Source organism: Virgibacillus proomii, assembly GCF_900162615.1.
Lineage (GTDB): Bacteria > Bacillota > Bacilli > Bacillales > Amphibacillaceae > Virgibacillus > Virgibacillus proomii.
Genome location: NZ_FUFN01000009.1, coordinates 138,794 through 158,608, shown reverse-complemented (window position 1 = coordinate 158,608; position 19,815 = coordinate 138,794). Strand labels below are relative to the sequence as shown.

20 protein-coding genes and 4 pseudogenes are annotated in these 19,815 nt (G+C 33.9%); 23 read left to right on the top strand and 1 reads right to left on the bottom strand.

Translation table 11 applies throughout. The annotated features are described in order from the left end of the window. The first annotated feature begins 138 nt into the window (after positions 1-138). From mobT to BN1066_RS03360, 20 genes and pseudogenes are all read left to right on the top strand, one after another. Positions 139-1,332: pseudogene (mobT, locus tag BN1066_RS03440) on the top strand (MobT family relaxase). Positions 1,333-1,461: 129 nt separating this feature from the next. Then, positions 1,462-1,683, top strand: a complete 222-nt coding sequence (locus BN1066_RS03435) for a hypothetical protein (RefSeq protein WP_077318112.1) — start codon at positions 1,462-1,464, stop codon at positions 1,681-1,683. 112 nt (positions 1,684-1,795) lie between these two features. Then, positions 1,796-2,437, top strand: a complete 642-nt coding sequence (locus BN1066_RS03430; RefSeq protein WP_218668064.1) for a DUF6037 family protein — start codon at positions 1,796-1,798, stop codon at positions 2,435-2,437. A gap of 74 nt (positions 2,438-2,511) precedes the next feature. Next, complete coding sequence (locus BN1066_RS03425; protein WP_077318111.1) at positions 2,512-2,943, top strand: antirestriction protein ArdA; 432 nt, start codon at positions 2,512-2,514, stop codon at positions 2,941-2,943. A gap of 66 nt (positions 2,944-3,009) precedes the next feature. After that, on the top strand, positions 3,010-3,402 hold the full coding sequence (locus BN1066_RS03420; RefSeq protein WP_077318110.1) for a conjugal transfer protein: 393 nt from the start codon (positions 3,010-3,012) through the stop codon (positions 3,400-3,402). Next, positions 3,386-4,030: pseudogene (locus BN1066_RS03415) on the top strand (conjugal transfer ATPase TcpF); the annotation flags it as partial. The gene BN1066_RS03420 and the pseudogene BN1066_RS03415, both read left to right, overlap by 17 nt. Before the next feature lie 680 nt (positions 4,031-4,710). Then, entirely contained in the window at positions 4,711-5,316 is a 606-nt protein-coding gene (locus BN1066_RS03410) for a TetR/AcrR family transcriptional regulator (RefSeq protein WP_077318109.1), read from the top strand. A gap of 7 nt (positions 5,317-5,323) precedes the next feature. Further along, positions 5,324-6,250: an ABC transporter ATP-binding protein gene (locus BN1066_RS03405; protein ID WP_143695727.1), complete on the top strand. Its 927-nt coding sequence runs from the start codon at positions 5,324-5,326 to the stop codon at positions 6,248-6,250. Positions 6,251-6,278: 28 nt separating this feature from the next. Further along, positions 6,279-7,025, top strand: a pseudogene (locus tag BN1066_RS03400) (ABC transporter permease); the annotation flags it as partial. A gap of 674 nt (positions 7,026-7,699) precedes the next feature. Then, on the top strand, positions 7,700-8,005 hold the full coding sequence (locus BN1066_RS03395; protein ID WP_425445266.1) for a hypothetical protein: 306 nt from the start codon (positions 7,700-7,702) through the stop codon (positions 8,003-8,005). Positions 8,006-8,106: 101 nt separating this feature from the next. Beyond that, positions 8,107-8,361 carry a helix-turn-helix domain-containing protein gene (locus BN1066_RS03390; RefSeq protein ID WP_077318106.1) on the top strand — a complete coding sequence of 85 codons (255 nt, stop codon included), beginning with the start codon at positions 8,107-8,109 and terminating at the stop codon, positions 8,359-8,361. A gap of 375 nt (positions 8,362-8,736) precedes the next feature. Next, positions 8,737-8,883, top strand: a complete 147-nt coding sequence (locus tag BN1066_RS03380; protein ID WP_077318104.1) for an SHOCT domain-containing protein — start codon at positions 8,737-8,739, stop codon at positions 8,881-8,883. A gap of 54 nt (positions 8,884-8,937) precedes the next feature. Further along, positions 8,938-9,273 (top strand): recombinase family protein, encoded by a 336-nt coding sequence (locus BN1066_RS20555; RefSeq protein WP_245799684.1) that lies wholly within the window; start codon positions 8,938-8,940, stop codon positions 9,271-9,273. Positions 9,274-9,293: 20 nt separating this feature from the next. Then, complete coding sequence (locus BN1066_RS20550) at positions 9,294-9,596, top strand: recombinase family protein (protein WP_245799683.1); 303 nt, start codon at positions 9,294-9,296, stop codon at positions 9,594-9,596. Beyond that, the gene (locus tag BN1066_RS20545; protein WP_342745592.1) at positions 9,518-9,985 is read left to right on the top strand and encodes a recombinase family protein; all 468 of its coding nucleotides are present in this window, start codon (positions 9,518-9,520) and stop codon (positions 9,983-9,985) included. The genes BN1066_RS20550 and BN1066_RS20545 overlap by 79 nt, the downstream gene beginning before the upstream one ends. After that, positions 9,936-10,049: pseudogene (locus BN1066_RS20540) on the top strand (recombinase zinc ribbon domain-containing protein); the annotation flags it as partial. The gene BN1066_RS20545 and the pseudogene BN1066_RS20540, both read left to right, overlap by 50 nt. A 66-nt stretch (positions 10,050-10,115) precedes the next feature. Then, positions 10,116-10,703: a hypothetical protein gene (locus BN1066_RS20535; protein ID WP_245799746.1), complete on the top strand. Its 588-nt coding sequence runs from the start codon at positions 10,116-10,118 to the stop codon at positions 10,701-10,703. A 518-nt stretch (positions 10,704-11,221) separates the two neighbouring features. Then, a complete protein-coding gene (locus tag BN1066_RS19725; RefSeq protein ID WP_143695726.1) occupies positions 11,222-11,500 on the top strand; it encodes a TetR/AcrR family transcriptional regulator in 279 nt (92 codons plus the stop codon). Next, positions 11,442-11,753 carry a TetR-like C-terminal domain-containing protein gene (locus BN1066_RS20090; protein WP_083953818.1) on the top strand — a complete coding sequence of 104 codons (312 nt, stop codon included), beginning with the start codon at positions 11,442-11,444 and terminating at the stop codon, positions 11,751-11,753. The genes BN1066_RS19725 and BN1066_RS20090 overlap by 59 nt, the downstream gene beginning before the upstream one ends. 169 nt (positions 11,754-11,922) lie before the next feature. Further along, the gene (locus BN1066_RS03360) at positions 11,923-14,460 is read left to right on the top strand and encodes an efflux RND transporter permease subunit (protein ID WP_143695725.1); all 2,538 of its coding nucleotides are present in this window, start codon (positions 11,923-11,925) and stop codon (positions 14,458-14,460) included. A gap of 513 nt (positions 14,461-14,973) precedes the next feature. On the opposite strand, the gene BN1066_RS03355 is transcribed toward BN1066_RS03360, so the two are convergent. Then, positions 14,974-15,309 carry a DUF3899 domain-containing protein gene (locus tag BN1066_RS03355; protein WP_077318100.1) on the bottom strand — a complete coding sequence of 112 codons (336 nt, stop codon included), beginning with the start codon at positions 15,307-15,309 and terminating at the stop codon, positions 14,974-14,976. Positions 15,310-15,801: 492 nt separating this feature from the next. Between BN1066_RS03355 and BN1066_RS03350 the strand changes: the two genes are divergently transcribed. From BN1066_RS03350 to opp3C, 3 genes are all read left to right on the top strand, one after another. Continuing rightward, positions 15,802-17,502, top strand: coding sequence for a peptide ABC transporter substrate-binding protein (locus BN1066_RS03350; RefSeq protein ID WP_077318099.1), 1,701 nt, complete (start codon positions 15,802-15,804; stop codon positions 17,500-17,502). Positions 17,503-17,865: 363 nt separating this feature from the next. After that, positions 17,866-18,798, top strand: a complete 933-nt coding sequence (gene opp3b, locus BN1066_RS03345; RefSeq protein ID WP_077318098.1) for an oligopeptide ABC transporter permease — start codon at positions 17,866-17,868, stop codon at positions 18,796-18,798. After that, entirely contained in the window at positions 18,795-19,814 is a 1,020-nt protein-coding gene (gene opp3C, locus BN1066_RS03340; protein WP_077318097.1) for an oligopeptide ABC transporter permease, read from the top strand. Before opp3b ends, opp3C begins: the two co-directional genes overlap by 4 nt. Position 19,815: the final 1 nt, after the last annotated feature.

The following is a 19,815-nucleotide window of genomic DNA, read 5'->3' as shown; positions in this document are numbered from 1 at the left end:
GCTTTACCCCCCGTTTCTAACAGGGGGGTAGAAAAACAATAAGAAACTGTTTAAAAAGCACAAAAACCCTTGTGCATCAAGGGGTTAGGGCGTATTACGAAGATGTCAGCTTTTAGCCCTTAGTTGACATCTTTTTTGTTGGGAGGAATGCACATGAATGAGATACCTTGGTATCGACAATTAAAAGAAAAACGATTGGCATATGGCGTATCGCAAAATAAATTAGCGGTACATGTAGGAATTTCAAGGCAGTATATAAGTGAAATTGAAACTGGAAAAATCACACCGACCCAAACGTTACAACAAGCGGTGTTCGATATTTTAGAACAATTTAATCCAGAAGCACCTTTGGAAATTTTACTTGATTACGTGCGAATCCGTTTTTTAACAACGAACCCGAAGCCAGTTATTGAAGAAATCTTACGATTGAAAATGGAGTATATGATCCATGAAGATTATGCGTTTTATTCTTACTTGGAACAATATGTTTTTGGTGACATTGTTGTCATGGTTTCGCCAGATGAAGATAAAGGCTGTTAACTTGAACTGAAAGGTAAAGGTTGCCGTCAATTTGAAAACTTTTTATTAGCTCAACAACGTACATGGTTTGATTTTTTCATGGATGTATTTCGAGTAAGTGGGGTATTTAAACGAGTTGACCTTGCAATTATTGATAGGGATATTAGATATTCCTTTTTTGACGAACAAATGTCGAAATGAAGAATGTATTTCTGTTTTTCGAAGCTTTAAAAGTTATCGATCTGGTGAATTAGTTCATGGAGAAGAAAAACGAGATATGGGAAATACGCTGTATATTGGTTCCTTGAAAAGTGATGTGTATTTTTGTGTGTATGAAAAAGATTATGAACAATACGTGAAACACGGAGCATCCCTTGAAGATACAGACATTAAAAACCGCTTTGAAATTCGCTTGAAAAATGATCGTGCGTACCATGCGATTGTCGATTTAATGACGTATGAAGACGCTGGACGAACAGCTTTTTCCATCATTAATCGGTACATTCGGTTTGTCGATAAAGATGAGAAAAAACGACGAAGTAGTTGCCAATGAATGCGGAGTGGCAGCGTTTTTTAGATTTAGGTGAAAATAGAAAAATTTATTTAACAACAAAACCTGAATCTTACACATTCGATAAAACACTTAGATGGTTGGCTCGACAAGTAGCACCTACTTGGAAACTAGCTTCTAAACTGGATGAAATCAATCAAACAACTGTGATTAAAGATATGTTAGATCAAGCAAAGTTAACCAAACGTCATCAACAATTATTGATGCAAAAAGCACTTAAAACAGACGAAGTGATTAAATGATAGATTGGAGGGCTTACATGAAACTTTTGAAATACATTTTTATTACAATCCTGAGTGGTATTATTTTATGGTTTATCGAATGTATGCGTCAAGTGACAAAATATTAGATGGTGGAAGGAGAAATGTGAGATGAATTTTGGACAGAATTTGTATAACTGGTTTTTAAGTAATGCGCAGTCTTTAGTGTTAATGGCAATTGTTGTAATTGGAATTTATTTAGGATTTAAACGCGAGTTTTCTAAACTGATTGGATTTTTGATTGTGGCTTTAATTGCGGTTGGATTAGTATTTAATGCAAGTGGAGTGAAAGATGTATTGTTAAATCTATATAATCGAATTATTGGAGCATGATATTTAGATCGGTTTATTTAAAGAATGGAATTATTATTCTGAATATTGGGGGTTAGATTTAGAAAAGGGAGGATGATACAATAGATTTAAAAGTGGAAAGGAATTGGTAGTTTTGACGAATAAGAAAACGGAAATACGTTTTAATAAATTGCCGCTTTTATTAAAGGATATGGAGAAAAAACAATGGATGATAGACTCTTTTTTCTTTAAATATAAAAGTGAACAATACATTGTTATATTAACTCTGTATAATGAAAAAGAAAGAAAACCAGATAAGTATGCTAAAGCTAAAGTAGAATTTATAAAAGATAACAATACGAACCACTCAATTAAAGGATTTATTGACTTTTATGAAGTTCGTTTTGAAGATTTTAAAGAATTTTGTGATTTCTTTGGCGTGGAAAGTAGAAATGCGGGGAGAAATTTGTTTGTAGATTTTGCCGAAGTTTTCTCTAATTTTATACCTAAAGAAAAAATAATAAAGAAAAGTGAGAGGATACAAAAAATAATTGGTAGTCGTGCAGAAGGGAATAATCCAAAAGCGGTATATTGTTATGAGGTTCGTCGTAATGGTAAAAAAGTTGATGGAACATCGAAGAAGCGCAGTATTGCTAATAGTAATAAAGCAGAAATGCTTCGACCAGAACTATATGAAACATTTCGTACAGATACTAATTTGAGCTTTTACTTTTCAACAGAAAAAGCTGATTGTAAAAGCGACTTAGAAATTAAGAGAGCATTTGCAAAGAGATAAATTAAATTTTCCAGTGGACATCTATTGTCTGCTGTTTTTTTATGCCCATTTTTAACAAAAGGATGTGAAAACTAATGGACATGCAAGTATATATAGCAAATCTCTGGAAATATAACGAAGGAGAACTAGTTGGGGATTGGTTTACAACACCAATCGATATGGAAGAAGTGAAAGAACGTATTGGATTAAATAGTGAATACGAAGAATATGCTATACACGATTTTGAATTACCGTTTGAAATCCATGAGTACACGCCTATTTCTGAAATCAATCGGTTATGTGCGATGGTAGAAGAATTGCTAGAAAATCAAGAAGATATTATTTGTTATGCAGATTGTGAAGATATGGAAGATGTTGCTCGTTATTATGTAGAAGAAACAGGCATGCTTGGTGAAGTACCTACTAATTTACAGAACTATATTCATTATCAAGCACTTAGAAGAGATTTGGAAATAAACGGAAATTTTCTCGTTACGTCACATGGTGTGTTTGAATATCTTGGATAAGTAAATATAAAAATGCGAAAACAGTCTGTCTACATGCAGGCTGTTTTCTTTTTGAAAGGAGAACCTATGAAAAAATTAAAAAGTTATACACGTATTTGGTCGGTTAAAAAAGTGATTTATGCGATTAATGATTTTCGATTGCCCTTTCCCGTCACATTTAATCAAATGTCGTGGTTTGTACTTTCGCTGCTAATTGTCATGTTACTTGGGAATCTTCCGCCACTCTCATTGATTAATGGTGCGCTATTAAAATATGTGGGAATTTCAGTAGGTTTAACATGGTTTATGAGTCAAAAAACATTTGATGGCAAAAAGCCATATAGCTTTCTAAAATCCGTCATCACTTATTTTTTTCGTTCCAAAGTGACTTATGCTGGGAAGCCAATCAAATTACAACGGGTGAAAGTGAATGAAAGTATTACAGCTGTGAGGAGTGAATTGGATGCGTTATCCGATTAAATATATGGAAAACAATCTCGTCTTTAATCATGATGGAGAATGTTTTGCCTATTATGAATTGCTTCCCTATAATTATTCCTTTTTATCACCAGATGAAAAAATCTAAGTGCATGATCATTTCCGCCAATTGATTGCACAAAATCAAGACAGAAAAATTCATGCCCTACAAATTAGTACCGCTAATAGTATTCGTTCTGTTCAAGAACGAAGTAAAGACTTAGTAACTGGAAGATTAAAAGACGTTGCTTATGCACGAATTGATGATCAAACCGAAGCGCTTGTTTCGATGATTGGGGAACATCAAGTAGACTATCGTTTCTTTATCGGTTTTAAGCTGTTTTTGAATGAAGAAGAAGTCAGCATGAAATCAATGGGGAAATCAATAAAAAATGCACTTTCTTCATTTATTCGTGATGTGAACCATCATTTAATGGGTGATTTTGTTTCAATGCCTCATGATGAAATGAGACGCTTCTCTAAAATAGAGTCTTTGCTGCAAAACAAAATTTCTAGACGTTTCAAAATTCGACCTTTAGAGAAAAATGATTTTGGTTATTTGATAGAACATCTACATGGTCAATCAGATATTGCTTATGAGGAATATGACTATGTGCTTCCCCTAAAAAAATTTCTTTCTATATAACAAATGTTAATAGGGACAGATTATTTCAATTTGAATTCGTAGTTTTGATAGAAGATTTTCAAAGTAAAGAGATATAATATTGAGGGAAAATAATATGTGTAAAATTTTACGCATATTTCACAGCCCTTTTTAATCAAATACTGTTAGCCTGCTATTTAAGGTGGGCTATCAGCTTTAACATTCCTGTCATTCTAATGGATCATGGACTGTTGTAAAAACAAGTAGTTGAGGCATAATTCACTTGCAGTAAAAAATTCGCAAGAGACATTATTGTCTTTCACGGATTTTTTCATAAGTTTCAATAATGAAATCTTTGTATGGGACATAGCTGAAATACTATCGAATGTAATTTTAGCGTGTCTTAATGCTTTTTCTGGATTCCCAATACTCATATGACAAAGTGCTATATACGCATCTTTTCGTAAAATTGGACAAGACAAACCGAATGGATATAGTCTGCAATTGTAATTTTTTCAAGGAATCCGAGTGCTTTGTGGTGGGAAGCAGATTATCGTGTAGAAATCTATTTATAAATAATATTTTTTTGTAAGACCCTATCTCTTAATTGAAAAATGAGTTTCTCTTTGACAATTTATAATAAAGGTTTATAATATTAGTGAATATAAAAATTTTTTATTCACAGGTTCATAAAGGGGTGTTTTTAGATGTCAAGGAGATTTAATGAATATGAAAAGCAATTCATCGCCAATTCTTTAATAGAACAAGGAAAGATTCTTTTTAGCAAATTCGGATTTCAAAAAACAAGTATTCTTGAAATTACTAAAAATGTTGGTATTGCACAAGGAACTTTTTATAAATTCTTTAATTCAAAGGAAGAATTATATTTTGTGATACTTGAAATGGAAGAAGAGAAAATAAAAGAACAATTTACTAATGTAGATATTTTCAAAGAAAACCAACCGAACAAAGCAATCAAGAGTATGCTTAGACAAATGATCAAAACAATCGAAACTAATCCATTAATTCGTGAATTGTATTTTGGAAGTAATATGGAAAAAATGCTTAGAAAACTACCTCCTGAAGTGCTTGAGAAACATTTCAATAATGATGCCACTTCATTATTATCTTTGATTGAAAAATGGAAAAATGAAGGGATCATTGTTGAAGTAAATCCTCAAATTATTGCGGGAATACTTCGTTCCTTATTCGTACTTACGCTTCATCAAAAAGAAATTGGTGTAGAGGTCTATCAGGAAACAATGGATCTATTTATTGACCTTACTGTAGATGGTCTTATTAAAGAGGAGTGAATATAAATTGCGTCCTATCATTCAAACGAACCACGTATCAAAAAAATACAAAGATCTTCAGGCCGTAAAAGATGTTTCTTTAAATGTTAATAAGGGCGAAATTTATGGTTTTATCGGGTTAAACGGGGCGGGAAAGACTACAACAATTCGAATGTTACTTGGGATGATTCGTCCAACTCAAGGTACTTGCTTTATAAAGGGTGAAAAAGTAAGTCGCACTAATCATCGTATTTGGAGAAATGTAGGGTACATGGTTGAAACTCCCCATTCCTATCCCGAACTCACTGTCGAAGAAAATCTTGAGATTTATCGGCGGCTTAGAATGATTTCAAATCCCAATATAATATCGAAAGTGATGAATCAACTTAATTTAACACAATATGCCCAAAAAAAAGCGGGAAACCTCTCTTTAGGGAACGCCCAACGTCTAGGGATTGCTAAAGCCCTTCTTCATACGCCGGAGATATTAATTTTGGATGAGCCAGTCAATGGCTTGGATCCTGCGGGGATTGTGGAAATCAGAGAGTTACTTCAGGATCTAGCGTTTAATAAGGGAGTTACTATTTTAATCTCAAGTCATCTTCTTAGTGAAGTAGCCAAAATTGCTACCAAAATTGGCATCATTCATGAAGGGCAGTTAATACAAGAAATTGAATCAATCAAATTAAATCAACTTCTTCATCAATGTCTTATCATTGATTCTCGTGATAATAAGGCAGTTGTAATTAAACTATCAGCCGCTGGATATACGCCAGTTCTAAATAAGAATGGATTAATTGAGACTTACAATAAAAAAGCTATTCAACATCCAGATGAGATATCCCGTTTGCTTGTTTACGAAGGATTTCCCCCAACTAGATTGTCATTGGAGGAAGAGAACTTAGAATCCTATTTTCTAAGAATAATCGAAAGGAAAGGAGAAATGTTGCAATGAACTTTTTTTTGCTGCACTACAGACCGAGGGGCTTAAAATTCGCAAGTCCAAAGTAATTTGGATTACCGTAGCAGCTTTTACGATTGCACCTCTAATGGCGGGATTTTTTATGTTTGTATTAATAGATCCAGAAATTGCAAAAAGCTCTGGCTTGCTCGGAGCTAAAGCCCAAATTGCAGGAGAGGCAAATTGGCCTTCATATTTAGGTTTACATGCACAAATGATTGCAATAGGTGGAATTCTAGTCTTTGGCTTTGTTACAAGCTGGATATTTGGAAGAGAATACACTGATAAGACAGCAAAGGATCTCTTAGCACTTCCCTATTCAAGGTCAGTTATTGTGATATCTAAATTTGTAGCATCTTTTATAACAAATATCATATTAAGTGTTTATGTTGTGACCCTTGGCTTTTTAATTGGATGGATAATCGGGCTCCCACAATGGTCTCCAGCAATAGTGACGCATGGTCTTTATATACTGGTAGTAGTATCTATTTTAACTATAGTTCTAAGTTCTCCTGTCGCTTTCTTTGCAGGTTACGGTGGAGGATATTTAGCTCCGCTAGGCTTTGTAGTTTTTACGCTTGTTCTTTCTCAAATTGTTACAGCTGCTGGCTATGGTGAATACTTTCCATGGGCTATACCAGCACTCTATAGCGGTATAACAGCGGGAGAGAGCGTTCCAGGTTGGTGCAGTTTATTAATCATCTTCATTACAAGTTTATTGGGATTGTTCGGTACATTATATTGGTGGCTTTTTGCAGACCAGCATTAAGTGATGCAATAATGTTACTAATATAAATTCAATTATTTTTTCGTTTGTACTTTTAAGGATATTGCTTTCTGTTATATTTATGGTGTTTTCGATTCTTCTACAGTTCTATAGTGTTAATAAATTTAAATTAATAGAATGAATGATCTTTTAAATTCGATATTAGAGAAGTAAAAATAGGATCTGATTTTTTGAGCCTGCTATATATAACTTCAACCACTATTACAACCTAAAAACCGTTGTTTGTTAGGAGTGCAAGAAATAGATCGTTAAAGTATCAAATGGCGGTTTTGAAAATAAGAAATTTCAAAACCGCCATTTTTCTAAAAAATAGAATTACGGAAGGTGTATTAAGTTTGCTCTTTTTTAATGACTCAGCGGTATGAAGGAGGTTATCGTTGTGTTTATTTATGCTTATCTTGATTGGATTCCACTCGATATTTTAAGAAACATCTTTAATTATTATTGGATGATTATTGTTGCACTGTGCCAAACAAGATTTAATAAAATATCAATTTTTATGCCCAACTGATTTATGTTCAGTTGGGCTTTTTGTGTATAATAAAGATTTTTTCAAAATATTGCTCCGATCTTTGGCATTTCATAAAAAATCTTGTTGAAGGTTATGAAAGGGGAAATCATCACCTCCTTTGCAGTTGCGAAGGGAGAGGAAATGCATGATAGAACCAGATCGTACCGAGTGGCAAGTTCGCTGTGCATTTAATGCATTTTGTAAACGTGTATTGAAGAATGAAGCAATTAATATCTATAACGAAAGACAACAGCGACTAGCAAAGGAGATGACATTTTCTGACCTCACACCACAAGAAGAAAATCAACTCTTTACTTTAGATAAGCAATATGAAGGAGAAGAAGGACAAAGTTTTCAAGTGGCTGGAAAGAAAATCACTCCAAAATTACTTGCTGAAGCAATGCGTACTTTGTATCACTGTTCTACTATACTATTTTTTTCAACTGTCTGATGTGGAAAGTGGTCAACTACTCGATATTCCGCACAGTACCGTTCAGTATAGACGGACAAGCTCTTTTGAACGGTTAAAACGGTTTTTGGAGGAACATGCAGATGAATGGGATGATTAATTCTAATGTTGAAAACAACGCGCGTGGTTTATTGCCGTATCCAATTATTATAGCTGCGAATAAGGGTGAGCCAGAAGCAATGAAAGTAGTTGTTCTGCATTATGGAAGCTACATGACAAGCCTATCCATGCGTAAGCTCCGTGATGAGCAGGGAAGTACTTATTGGAGCATTGATGAAGATATACGCGAACGCTTACGAGCGAAGCTTATGCAATCTGTTTTAGCTTTCAAAATTTGAATACAGAATGGTTAGGTTTTCCCTTTCATTAATCATAATTTGATCTTTGACAAAGAAAGCATGGAAGATAACGCCATGCCGTATGAAATAAAAAATCAGATACGTTCTACTGATGATGAGCCACTTGATTCATACGCCACGACTTTCGTTAGAAACGAGCGATCATTTATGAATCTAATGCAATTGTGGTGGATTGCTGGCGATAACTCATTAGTTAGGATAATGATACTCCCCTACTGTCATGGTTCGAGCGTTCAAAGCGTCGCAAGCTATGAGTAGGGCTGGAAGAAATACTTGCAGGGGTGAAATTCCCATGGAGCTGCACCAACAGCCGTCTGATTGTTCTTTATGAAATTGTGTGAGGAGGTAGGTTTTATGAAAAAGAAGTTGGTTTTATACAGTATGCAAATTTCTATGTTAAAAAAATTACTTACTCATAAGTTAATTTCAGAGGAAGAGTACAAAACTGTAAAAAGGAAACTAATGAAAGATTATCATATTATCTCTGATATTACAGGCTGACTTTTGTTAGGGCGCAGTAGAATATTGGTAATAAAATCCAGGGAGGGAATTGTAATGTCAGAGGTTGAAATTATAAAAGGGAACCATTCACGATTTAGTCATAGGCAAGAAAAGGCTATTGAACAACGTCGGGTGGCAGCATATTGTCGGGTTAGTACAGATTCAGAAGATCAATTAAATAGTTATAGGTCACAAGTTATGTACTATAAAGATTTAATTAGAAATAATCCAGAATGGGTATTAGTAGATATCTATGCGGATGAAGCAATTACAGGAACACAAACGATTAAACGGGAAAATTTTCAGAGAATGATAAATGATTGTATGAATGGAGATATTGATATGGTTATTACAAAATCAATATCTCGATTTTTGCAAGAAATACCTTAGATACGCTTAAATACGTTCGAATGCTTAAGGAAAAAGATGTTGCTGTATTTTTTGAGGATGAAAAAATTAATACGCTTACTATGGATAGTGAATTATTACTTGTAGTATTGAGTTTCGTAGCGCAACAAGAAGTTGAAAATATTTCTGCTAACGTCAAAAAAGGATTGAAAATGAAGATGAAGCGAGGGGAATTGATTGGGTTTCAAGGTGCCTTGGTTACGATTATCACTCGGAGGATAAAACTATCACTGAAAATGAAAAAGAAGCGGAGACAGTACGATATATATTCGAGAGGTATGTTGAAGGAGCAGGAGGTAGAATGATTGCTAGAGAACTTGAAGCTTTAGTTCATAAAACCAACAGAGGTTTTACAAAATGGCATGAGTCAACTGTTCTTGGTATCATTAAAAACGAGAAATATAAAGGTGATCTTTTAATGGGGAAAACTTACACTGTTGATCCCATTTCAGGACGCAGGTTAGAGAATTATGGAGAAGAAGATCAATATTATGTGAAAAATCATCACCAACCAATTATAAGTACTGAAATGTTTGAAAAAGCAGAAGAAATTAGGTTGCGCAGAAGTTGGAGTAAAAACACTGTAGAAAAGAATGGAGGAAAACGAGAAAAATATAGTCGTAAGTATACTTTTAGCAGCTTGGATGAAATGTGCATATTGTGGAGCTTCTTTAACAAGGCGCAGGTGGCATAGTGGAAAAAATTATAATAAGGCGATATGGCAATGTGTTACTAGTACGAAGCAAGGAAAAAAACATTGTCTAGATAGTAAAGGAATATCGGAGAAGATAATTGAAAATACATTTTTAGAAAGTTATCGTATTATGTGTAATAATAATCAAGATGTTTTAGAAGAGTTTTTGCAAAGAATGGAAGAAAATTTAAGTCCAGATGTTATATTTAATGAAGTTTCTAAAGTAGAAAAAGAGATCGAAAGGCTAGAAATGAGAAAGAAGAAGTTGATTGATCTGAGGTTAGAGGATAATTTAGATAGAAATACGTATGAAGAGAGATACAATGAAATTTTACAAAAGTTGGATGAAAAAGAGCAAAGGAAATCCTATTTAAGAGAAAATCTTCAAGAAGAAAAGGGTATTAAAAAACGTCTATTAGGTTTTAGAAAGTTATTAGAGCAGGATAAAGGATTATGCACTTTTGATCGACATGTATTTGAAAGTTTAATAGAAAAAGTGATAGTTGGCGATGTAGACAAAGATGGAAATAGCAAACCTTATGATATAACATTTATGTATAAAATAGGTTCTAGTTACTCATTAGACGGAAATAACTTTAAGCCACCAAGAAAAAATGCAAAAAAGGAATCATCTAATGAACTGTGTTCCTATACACGAAACGAGGTTAACGAATTGTGTTCAAATAATAAGGTCGACACATGTGGAGTGTGTTTGTAACATAGTTAGAAAGCCCAATCAATAACAATCCTCCAAACTCAATAAACATTTCCTAAGCCGGGGTATTTTTCTATCTGAGCCCTTATCCTTCCTCGGCTTTTTCTTCTTTCTCCAAAGCGAAATTTTGACAAAACTCTATTTTAACTCCTGAAAAGAGAAAAAAACATGTGAAATACAGGCGGAAAAGCTGGCATTTTTGAATTGAAAATCCTCCGTTCAGAAGGAAAACTTTATTTTAACGACAACGAAGGAATGCAGGGTGGGCGGGTGATGGGGCGGAGTTTATTTTAGTTGCACAACAACAAGGCTGAAAACCCTCTTTTCAAGCATGTGATGTTTATATCAAAGTAAGGTAACAACCCCAGTTAGTCTTTTGATTAACTACTATTATACGAGTTTGAGGTAGGTACTTCTTTTTTGTATTTTATATTCTTTATCCTGTAAGAGTGAAAAATTTCATTCATCTATGTAAAATATAAATTAAGAAAGTTATTACCGAAAAGTTAAGGATGTGCTATATGAATTATACTACTAAGCGAACACGACGCCATATTATACAAAGCTTAATTAATTTACTTCATCGTAAACGTTTTACATCTATCACTGTCCAGGACATCTGTGACGAAGCACTTATACACCGATCCTCATTTTATCGATATCATAGTGATAAATATGGCATATTAGAAGACCTAATTTATTATCTTGTAGAAGAACTAGAAAATCGTAGTAAACAATTAGATGATTATACGTTTTACTATTTTAGTGGATTATGTCGAAGAGAATTTCTTACTATTTAAGAACATCTTATTAGAGTGGGAAGGTCACCTATTATTTAAAAGTATGACTAATATCGCTAGTGAAATGCTATATAATCGTGCCAAGACAGAAAAAGACTTAATTTCAATAAAAATTAATCAATCAAAATATCCATACGTCATTTCTGAAATATATGCTGTTTCCTTTATGACAATCATTCAAAATTGGATTAGCAAAAAATATGATTATGATAAAGAAGATTTATTCGAAATATTCAATTATATTATAGCTTAATAAGACAAAATGAGATATTTGTTTTATTTTAAGAAAATAATCTTAAAATGACTTTTGACCCTCTAATTTTATGCATGTTAAAGTATTTTACATGAGGAGGGAAAGCATGTTTGAAAAGTTTTTTTCAAGATTAGGATAGTTTTTCGTTAAAAAAGCTAAAACAACTATCTTGATCATTACATTAATAACCATTTTCTTTACTATAGGAATCGCCCGTTTAGAAATCGATATGGGCTATGAAATGATGGTTAGTCCAAAATCTGATGTTTTTAAAGACACAGAAGTATATGAAGATAACTTTGGTGGAGACGGCGTTTACTTATTACTAAGTGGTGAACCTGAGGAAGTAATCACACAAGAAATGCTTCAAAAGGTAACTGCCTTTACTACAGAAGCAAAGAAAATACCAGAAATAACTGGATCGATTGATTTTATTACATTGATGAATGAAATGCTTGACTCCGATTTGCCAATGTCAATGCCTGAGCCCGAGTTAAGTAATAGTGATCTAACAAAAGTGATTCAGAACGAATTTTCTGAAGATGATCTTATAGCTATCCAGCAAGAAATGCAAGAGAGTCTTACGAAAGATCAAGCTAACAAAATTGGTGCTTATACACAATCTTTACTAACGAACGAACAACAACTGGAAATATCTAATAGTTTAGCTGCAAGTAATGAAGTTCCTTCAGAAGAAATGCAGGGTAAACTGATGCAATCTGTTTTTACAAAAGAACAGCAAGACAAAATTCAAGAATACACTCAGTCGATTTTAACTGATGATCAAATGAAAGATTTACAATCTTCATTTATGAAAAAGTTGCCTAACTTAGAGGAGCTTAGCACAGAGACTATTCGAGAGCTTGTTTTTTCAGATAACGGAAATGTTCCTGAGATGCTGGAACAACTTATTCCTGAGAATGGAAATCATCTATTAATTAACCTAACTACTTCTGGTAAAGTAACTCCAGCCGGTAGTAAAGAGATCATCGACAAACTGAACGAACTCATTGATGAGGCGAAATTTAGTGATTCTATTTCTATAAAAATTGCTGGTAATCATGCGATTAACGGGCAGATTGATAATGTTGTAATGAATACGATGGGTAAAATGCTAATTTTGTCTATCATTCTAATGGTTATCGTATTGTTTTTAATTTTTCCTGTCCGTCGCCGTCTTATTTCATTAGCCTATGTCTTAGTTGGAATGTTTTGGACTTTTGGAATTATGGGATGGGTAGGTATTCCAGTTACCATAGCAACGATGGCTACACTTCCTATTCTCATCGGTTTGGGCACGGACTTTGGGGTACAATTCCATAATCGTTATGAAGAAGAATATGCTAAATCGAATTTTAATGTAACAAAAGCAGTTGTCAACTCATTAAAACATATTGGGCCTGCTGTCGGGATTGCAGTTGTCCTAATGGCACTTGTTTTTCTAACAATGTTCTTATCTAAAGCTGCAATGATGCAACAATTTGGATTAGCATTAGCGATTGGTGCAATATCATGTTACGTTGTAGAAATGGCGCTTTTGTTCGCTACATTTGGTCTAGCGGATAAAAAGAAAAAGGAAGTTGCTATAAAACAAGTTAATACTTCAAGAGTTTCGAGAGTACTTTCCGGTTATTTGAATTTTGTAAAGAAATTCCCGGTATTAATTTTACTAGTTGTTGTTGCGCTATCCGGATATGGATTTTTGTCTGAAAGTAAGATTGGGACGGAAACAAACATTCAACGAATGTTGCCGAAGGATATGCAAGGGGTGAAGGATTCAAATTATCTTCAAGAAGTAATCGGTTCGACAACTCATATCACATTCTTGATGGAATCAGAAGATGTCTCGAAGAAAGAAACACTATCATGGTTATCTACTGTGAAAACAGATTTAGAGAATAACTTTGAAAAAATCGAAGGGATAACAACTCTTGCAACTACCTTACAAGATATGGGGCAAATAGAGGCATTTACAGATCAGCAAGAAATCGATCAATTAATCGATAGTGTACCAGATTCGCTGATGAAGAACTTAATGAGCGAAAATCGTCAATATACCACTATCCAAGTTCAAGTAGATCCCGATTTATCTTCTTCTGATCAAGTCGTTTTATTAAATGATATGATGGATGAATTAGACATTCCATCTGAGGTAAAAGTGTCTCCTGCTGGTGTGTCCGTCTTATCTCTTTATGCTGTCACAAATATCGGAGCAAACTCTACATTAATGAAAGTTTTAGGGATTGGCATTTTATTAGTCGGGCTTTTCCTAGTGTATCGTCGCATCAAATTCGCTGTCTTTTCGGTTGTACCTATTGTATTAGTTCTTGGATTTACTCCATTATCTTTACTTGTAATTCATACGGACTATAATCCATTGACGATTGCTTTAAGCTCTCTTGTTTTAGGAATTGGAGCAGAATTTACAATTTTAATAATAGAAAGGTATAAAGAGGAATTAGTTAAAGGACATGATGCTGTAGAGGCAATAAAGATTGCTGTTGCCAATGTCGGTCAAGCAATCACTGCATCTGGTCTAACAGTTATCGTTGGCTTCTCTACTTTAATGTTCATCGATTTTCCAGCAATTCGAGAATTCGGAGTAACCACTGTAATCGATGTTACGTTATGTTTAATCTTTGCTTTAACGATCGTACCTGCGTTAATTTTTATATTTAACAAAAAAGATGTTAAAGTAAAACGCTAGTCAATTAAACACGTATATTCTATAGCTCATAACGCTTCGTGTTGGGTAGTAACTAACATACTGCACGAAGCTGTTATGGGCTGTTTGATTTTATCTCCGCTACAGTAAGGTCTCAGTGGTAAGGGCTTATCATAGCTATTCATAAGTAGAGTATATAGTGAAACAATTGCTAAACAATAAGTCTAATTAGAAGAAAGAAGGTGAGGAAAGATTGTATTAAAATGGATATAGTAAGGGGGAAAATGTAATTATTGCTTTTTAATAGTTGGAGATAGACATAATGAAGGAAACGCTATATCAAATTTTAACGACCGGGAAACCATATCGGAGAAAGGCAAATAGTATTTTTGTAATGTATTGAAAGATTAACAGATAACTTAAATTCCAAAGAAGCCCTTCATATATTTCTAATACTAAGATGTATGAATAAAAGGACAGTTTTTTGGTAAGATGATCGATTTTTTACATCATTCTTTATATAGGATTACTAATGCTTGACCTTAAAATTTATTGCTAATTTTTATAAAAAAATAATGATAACAGCGTCAATAATATTGCGAAAATTCCGGTTGTAAATGGAAGGAAATAACTCTGTGGTATAAGTTGGGATAGAGGACGTCTGCCTGTATCGGTCAATTGACCGAAAATATGCTGAAAGCTGAAAAAAACGATATCAAAAAAACGCCCATTTATGACATAGCCTGTTAACGATATCAAAATAAGAATGGAACCAATGATAAAAGAAACATTTATATATGATAAAAGATCTATTCGCTTGTAAAATATAACTGACAATAAAAAAATCAATGCTTGGGACATTACAATCCAAATAAAGATTTTTTTAAACATTGGTATCCGCTCCCTCTATAAATATATATTTAAGTAAAAGCTTTATCCCGCATGTAAGGTGCCGTAAGACTCCCGCTTCAATATATTGAGTTGATACAAAAGGGTCTAAGTGGGAGAGAACGGCACCTAAATGACCGATTCGTTCAGCTAACATTTCTTGGGAAAGGCATTCCAAGAAATGAAGTTTCACTTTATAGTAAGCAGTTGCTTATTATATGATGATTACTTATAAATCAAACTACTATTTTTACTCGTGACGATTTAAAAAATATGGTAAGAAACGCATATATTGATATAAATTATAAATTAAATTTAAAAAAAGTCACTATTTTCTATCTAATATTTGTATTTTTTAAAAAATTCCGCGTAGATATAATAATAGTACACTTATAATACTTTTGTATTATTTATTAAATATAAAAAACATTTACAATTTAGAATATTAATGTATAATAAAATTGAAAAATAATAAAGAAAAGGGTGGTCATATCAATGGTAAAGTCAAAAAATTTTATTATTTTTGCTTTTATGCTAATTTTAACCATGGTGCTATTTGCTTGTAGTGGGGGAGCTGACTCAAAAAGTAGTAACAATGATGGTGAAAGCAAAAAAGAATCTGCTAGTAGCGATTCCTCAGATAAACAAGTCTTTAATATGGTTGAAACAGCAGAAATTCCAACCGGAGACCCGTCCCTTGCGACAGATGCAGCAAGTTTTATTGTATTTGGGCAAACGTTGGAAGGACTTTATGTCTTAGATAAAGATGATAATCCGATCCCTGCAATTGCAGAAGGAGAACCAGAAATAAGCGAAGATGGTAAGGTTTATACATTTAAATTGCGCGAAAATGCAAAATGGTCCAATGGAGATCCTGTTACAGCACATGATTTTGTATATTCCTGGCGGAGGGCACTCGACCCTGATACTGGATCAGAATATGCATACATGTTCTCAGGAGTTATTGAAAACGCTACCAATATAATGAATGGAGAAAAAGACCCGGAAGAATTAAATGTCGAAGCTGTTGATGATCATACATTAAAGTTGACATTGGAACAACCTGTTGAGTACTTAAAATCATTACTGGCATTTAGTACGTACCTTCCGCTTAATCAAAAATTTGTTGAGGAGAAAGGAGACAAATTTGGAACAAACAGCGACAATATGCTCGCAAACGGCCCATTTGTATTAACAGAGTGGGACGGATCAGGACTAAGCTGGAAATACGTGAAAAATGATAATTATTGGGATAAAGACAACGTAAGCTTAGATGAAGTAAATGTTCAAGTTGCCAAAGAGCCAAGTACGGCGGTTAATTTATTTGAAACAGACAAAGTGGATCGTACAGCAGCATTAAATGCAGAATATGCAAGACAGTATAAAAATAATGAAGCTGCATCTACCTTTGAAGAAGGAAGCTCTTGGTATCTTAAGTTCAACCAGAAGCGTGATGGAAAAGATACTCCTTTAGCAAACGAAAATATTCGTAAGGCATTAGCCATGGCGTTTGATAAAAAGTCTTTTACTGAAACTGTACTGGCAAATGGCTCAATTCCTTCTGACGGCTATGTACCTAGAGGACTGGCAAAAAACCCTGAAACAGATCAAGATTTCCGTGAAGAGAGTGGCGATTTAATTTCATATGATTTAGAAAAAGCAAAGGAACATTGGGAAAAAGGCTTGAAAGAATTGGGTACGGATGAAATCACTCTTGATTACCTTAGTGATGATTCGGAAAACGCCAAAACAACAGCTGAATATTTTAAAAATCAACTGGAAACAAATCTTGAAGGTTTAACATTGAAATTGGCAAATGTTCCATTTAAAGTACGTTTGCAAAAAACATCAGACCAAGATTATGATGTCGTTATGCATGGCTGGGGACCGGATTATTTAGATCCAATGACTTTCCTTGATTTGTATGTCACAGATGGAACGAATAATAATACTGGTTATTCAAATGAAAAATATGACCAGCTCATCAATGATGCAAAAGTTAAATACGCGAATGACCCTGTAAAACGCTGGGAACTAATGCTAGAAGCTGAAAAACTTTTGATACAGGAAGATACAGTAGTTGCTCCTATTTATCAACGTGGCAGAATCGTTCTAATTAAACCATATGTCAAAGGTTTTGAAGAGCATTTATTTGGTTCGGATTATACGTTTAAGAACGTTTCTATCGAAAAGTAGAATTTACAAATTTTTAGAATAGGTAAATTGGAAAAAGGGGGTATTTCAATCATAAGTACTCTCTTTTCCTCATTTTTTTATGGATTTAAAGGAATTTTTTATACTATAGGAAAGTATAAAATTTTAGGCTTTATCCCCCATGTAAGGTGCCGTAGGACTTCCACTATAAGATCCTGAGTTGGTACAAAAGGGTCAAAGTGGAAGAAAACGGCACCTAAATGCCCGATTCGTTCAAACTAACATTCCGTGTAAAAAGCATTCCACGGAATGAAGTTTCACTTTATGTATAAGAAAAACTACAGCTTTCGCTAAAGACTTGGTGACAAGCCAAGTTTTTCTAATCTGCCTTTAGGAGGAAATAGGATGGCAAAGTATATTACAAAACGAATAATCTATTTAATTATTACGTTATTTATTATAGCTTCAGCAACATTTTTTTTGATGAAGTTTTTGCCCGGAACTCCATTTCAAAATGAAGAAAAACTGTCCATGGAACAACGTGAAATTTTGAATGAAAAGTATGGTTTGGATGAGCCGATACCTGTACAATATGGGAATTATATGGTCAATATTTTAAAAGGCGATCTTGGAGTATCCTTTCAGTTCGACAATCAGCCAGTAACAAACCTCTTAAAAAATCGAATTGGTCCATCATTACAACTCGGTTTTCAAGCGATGTTTTTAGGAACCATAATTGGTATGATACTTGGAGTACTAGCAGCTATGTTTCAGAATACGTGGATTGATTATGGAAGCACGTTTTTGGCTGTTTTAGGAAAATCTATTCCATCCTTTGTTTTTGCTTCTGTTTTGCAATATATCGTAGGAGTGAAGCTTGAATTGCTTCCGGTTGCCTCTTGGAATGATTTTGCATCATCCATCATGCCTACTATATCATTGGCGATTTTTCCAATTGCAACAGCCGCTCGTTTTATGAGAACAGAAATGATTGAGGTTTTAGGTTCTGAATATATTATATTAGCAAAAGCAAAAGGTAATTCAAGAATAGAAGTATCATTTAAGCATGGCGTTCGTAATGCACTAATTCCTTTAATAACTGTGCTGGGGCCAATGGCAGTTGGTTTAATGACAGGTTCGATGGTTGTAGAAAAAATATTTTCAATTCCTGGAATTGGCGAACAATTTGTGAAATCAATTCAAACGAATGATTTTCCACTTATTATGGGAACAACATTATTTTTCGCTTTCTTGCTGACGGTAATTATTTTAGTAATAGATGTACTGTATGGCATCATTGATCCAAGGATTCGCTTGTCTGGGGGGGATCGATCATGATAAAAAACACAGGAGAAATAGAAAAACATTGGTTTGATCCTGCTCCAAAGGTCGATTTTGAAAGTGAGCGAATTGCTAAACCCCAAGTATCTATGTTTAAAGATGCTTGGCTCCGCGTGCGAAAGAATAAAGGCGCATTAATTAGTTTAGTTATTTTGTTTTTTATCATTGTGATGGCGATTATCGGACCGTATCTATCACCATTTGATGGTTATGAACAAAATGTTACCAGAGCTAATCTACCTCCAAGAATTCCCTTATTAGAGGATTGGGGAATATTTGATGGTAGTCAGGAAATCGGTGGTGTAGAGACAAATAAATATAAAGATCTTCATATTGATGAATATTACTGGTTTGGGACAGACGGTCTTGGCCGTGATTTGTTTACTCGGACTTGGTTGGGGACAAGAATTTCCTTATATATCGCTTTTTTAGCAGCAATTATTGATATGCTGATAGGTGTAATATACGGTTTAGTTTCAGGTTTTAAGGGCGGCAGAGTGGATAATGTAATGCAACGAATACTAGAAGTAATGTCAGGAATTCCTAATTTAATCGTTGTTATATTAATGATGTTAATCTTAGATCCGGGGGTACTCTCAATCACTATCGCTATGGTAATAACAGGTTGGATCGGAATGGCAAGAGTTGTAAGAGGACAAGTATTAAAGTTGAAAAATCAGGAATTCGTACTTGCTGCAAGAACATTGGGGGCTAAAAATAACAGACTGCTGTTTAAGCATTTATTACCAAATCTATCAGGGGTTATCATTATTAATACAATGTTCACCATTCCAAGCGCTATTTTTTTTGAAACTTTTTTAAGCTTTATTGGAATTGGCTTACAAGCACCTGAAGCCTCACTTGGTACACTAATTGAGGACGGATATAAAACATTTCAATTCTTACCTCATTTAATGATAATTCCATGTATTGTTATTTGTATTATTTTAATAACGTGTAATTTAATTGGTGACGGGCTGCGTGATGCGTTCGATCCCAAGATGCGTGATTAAT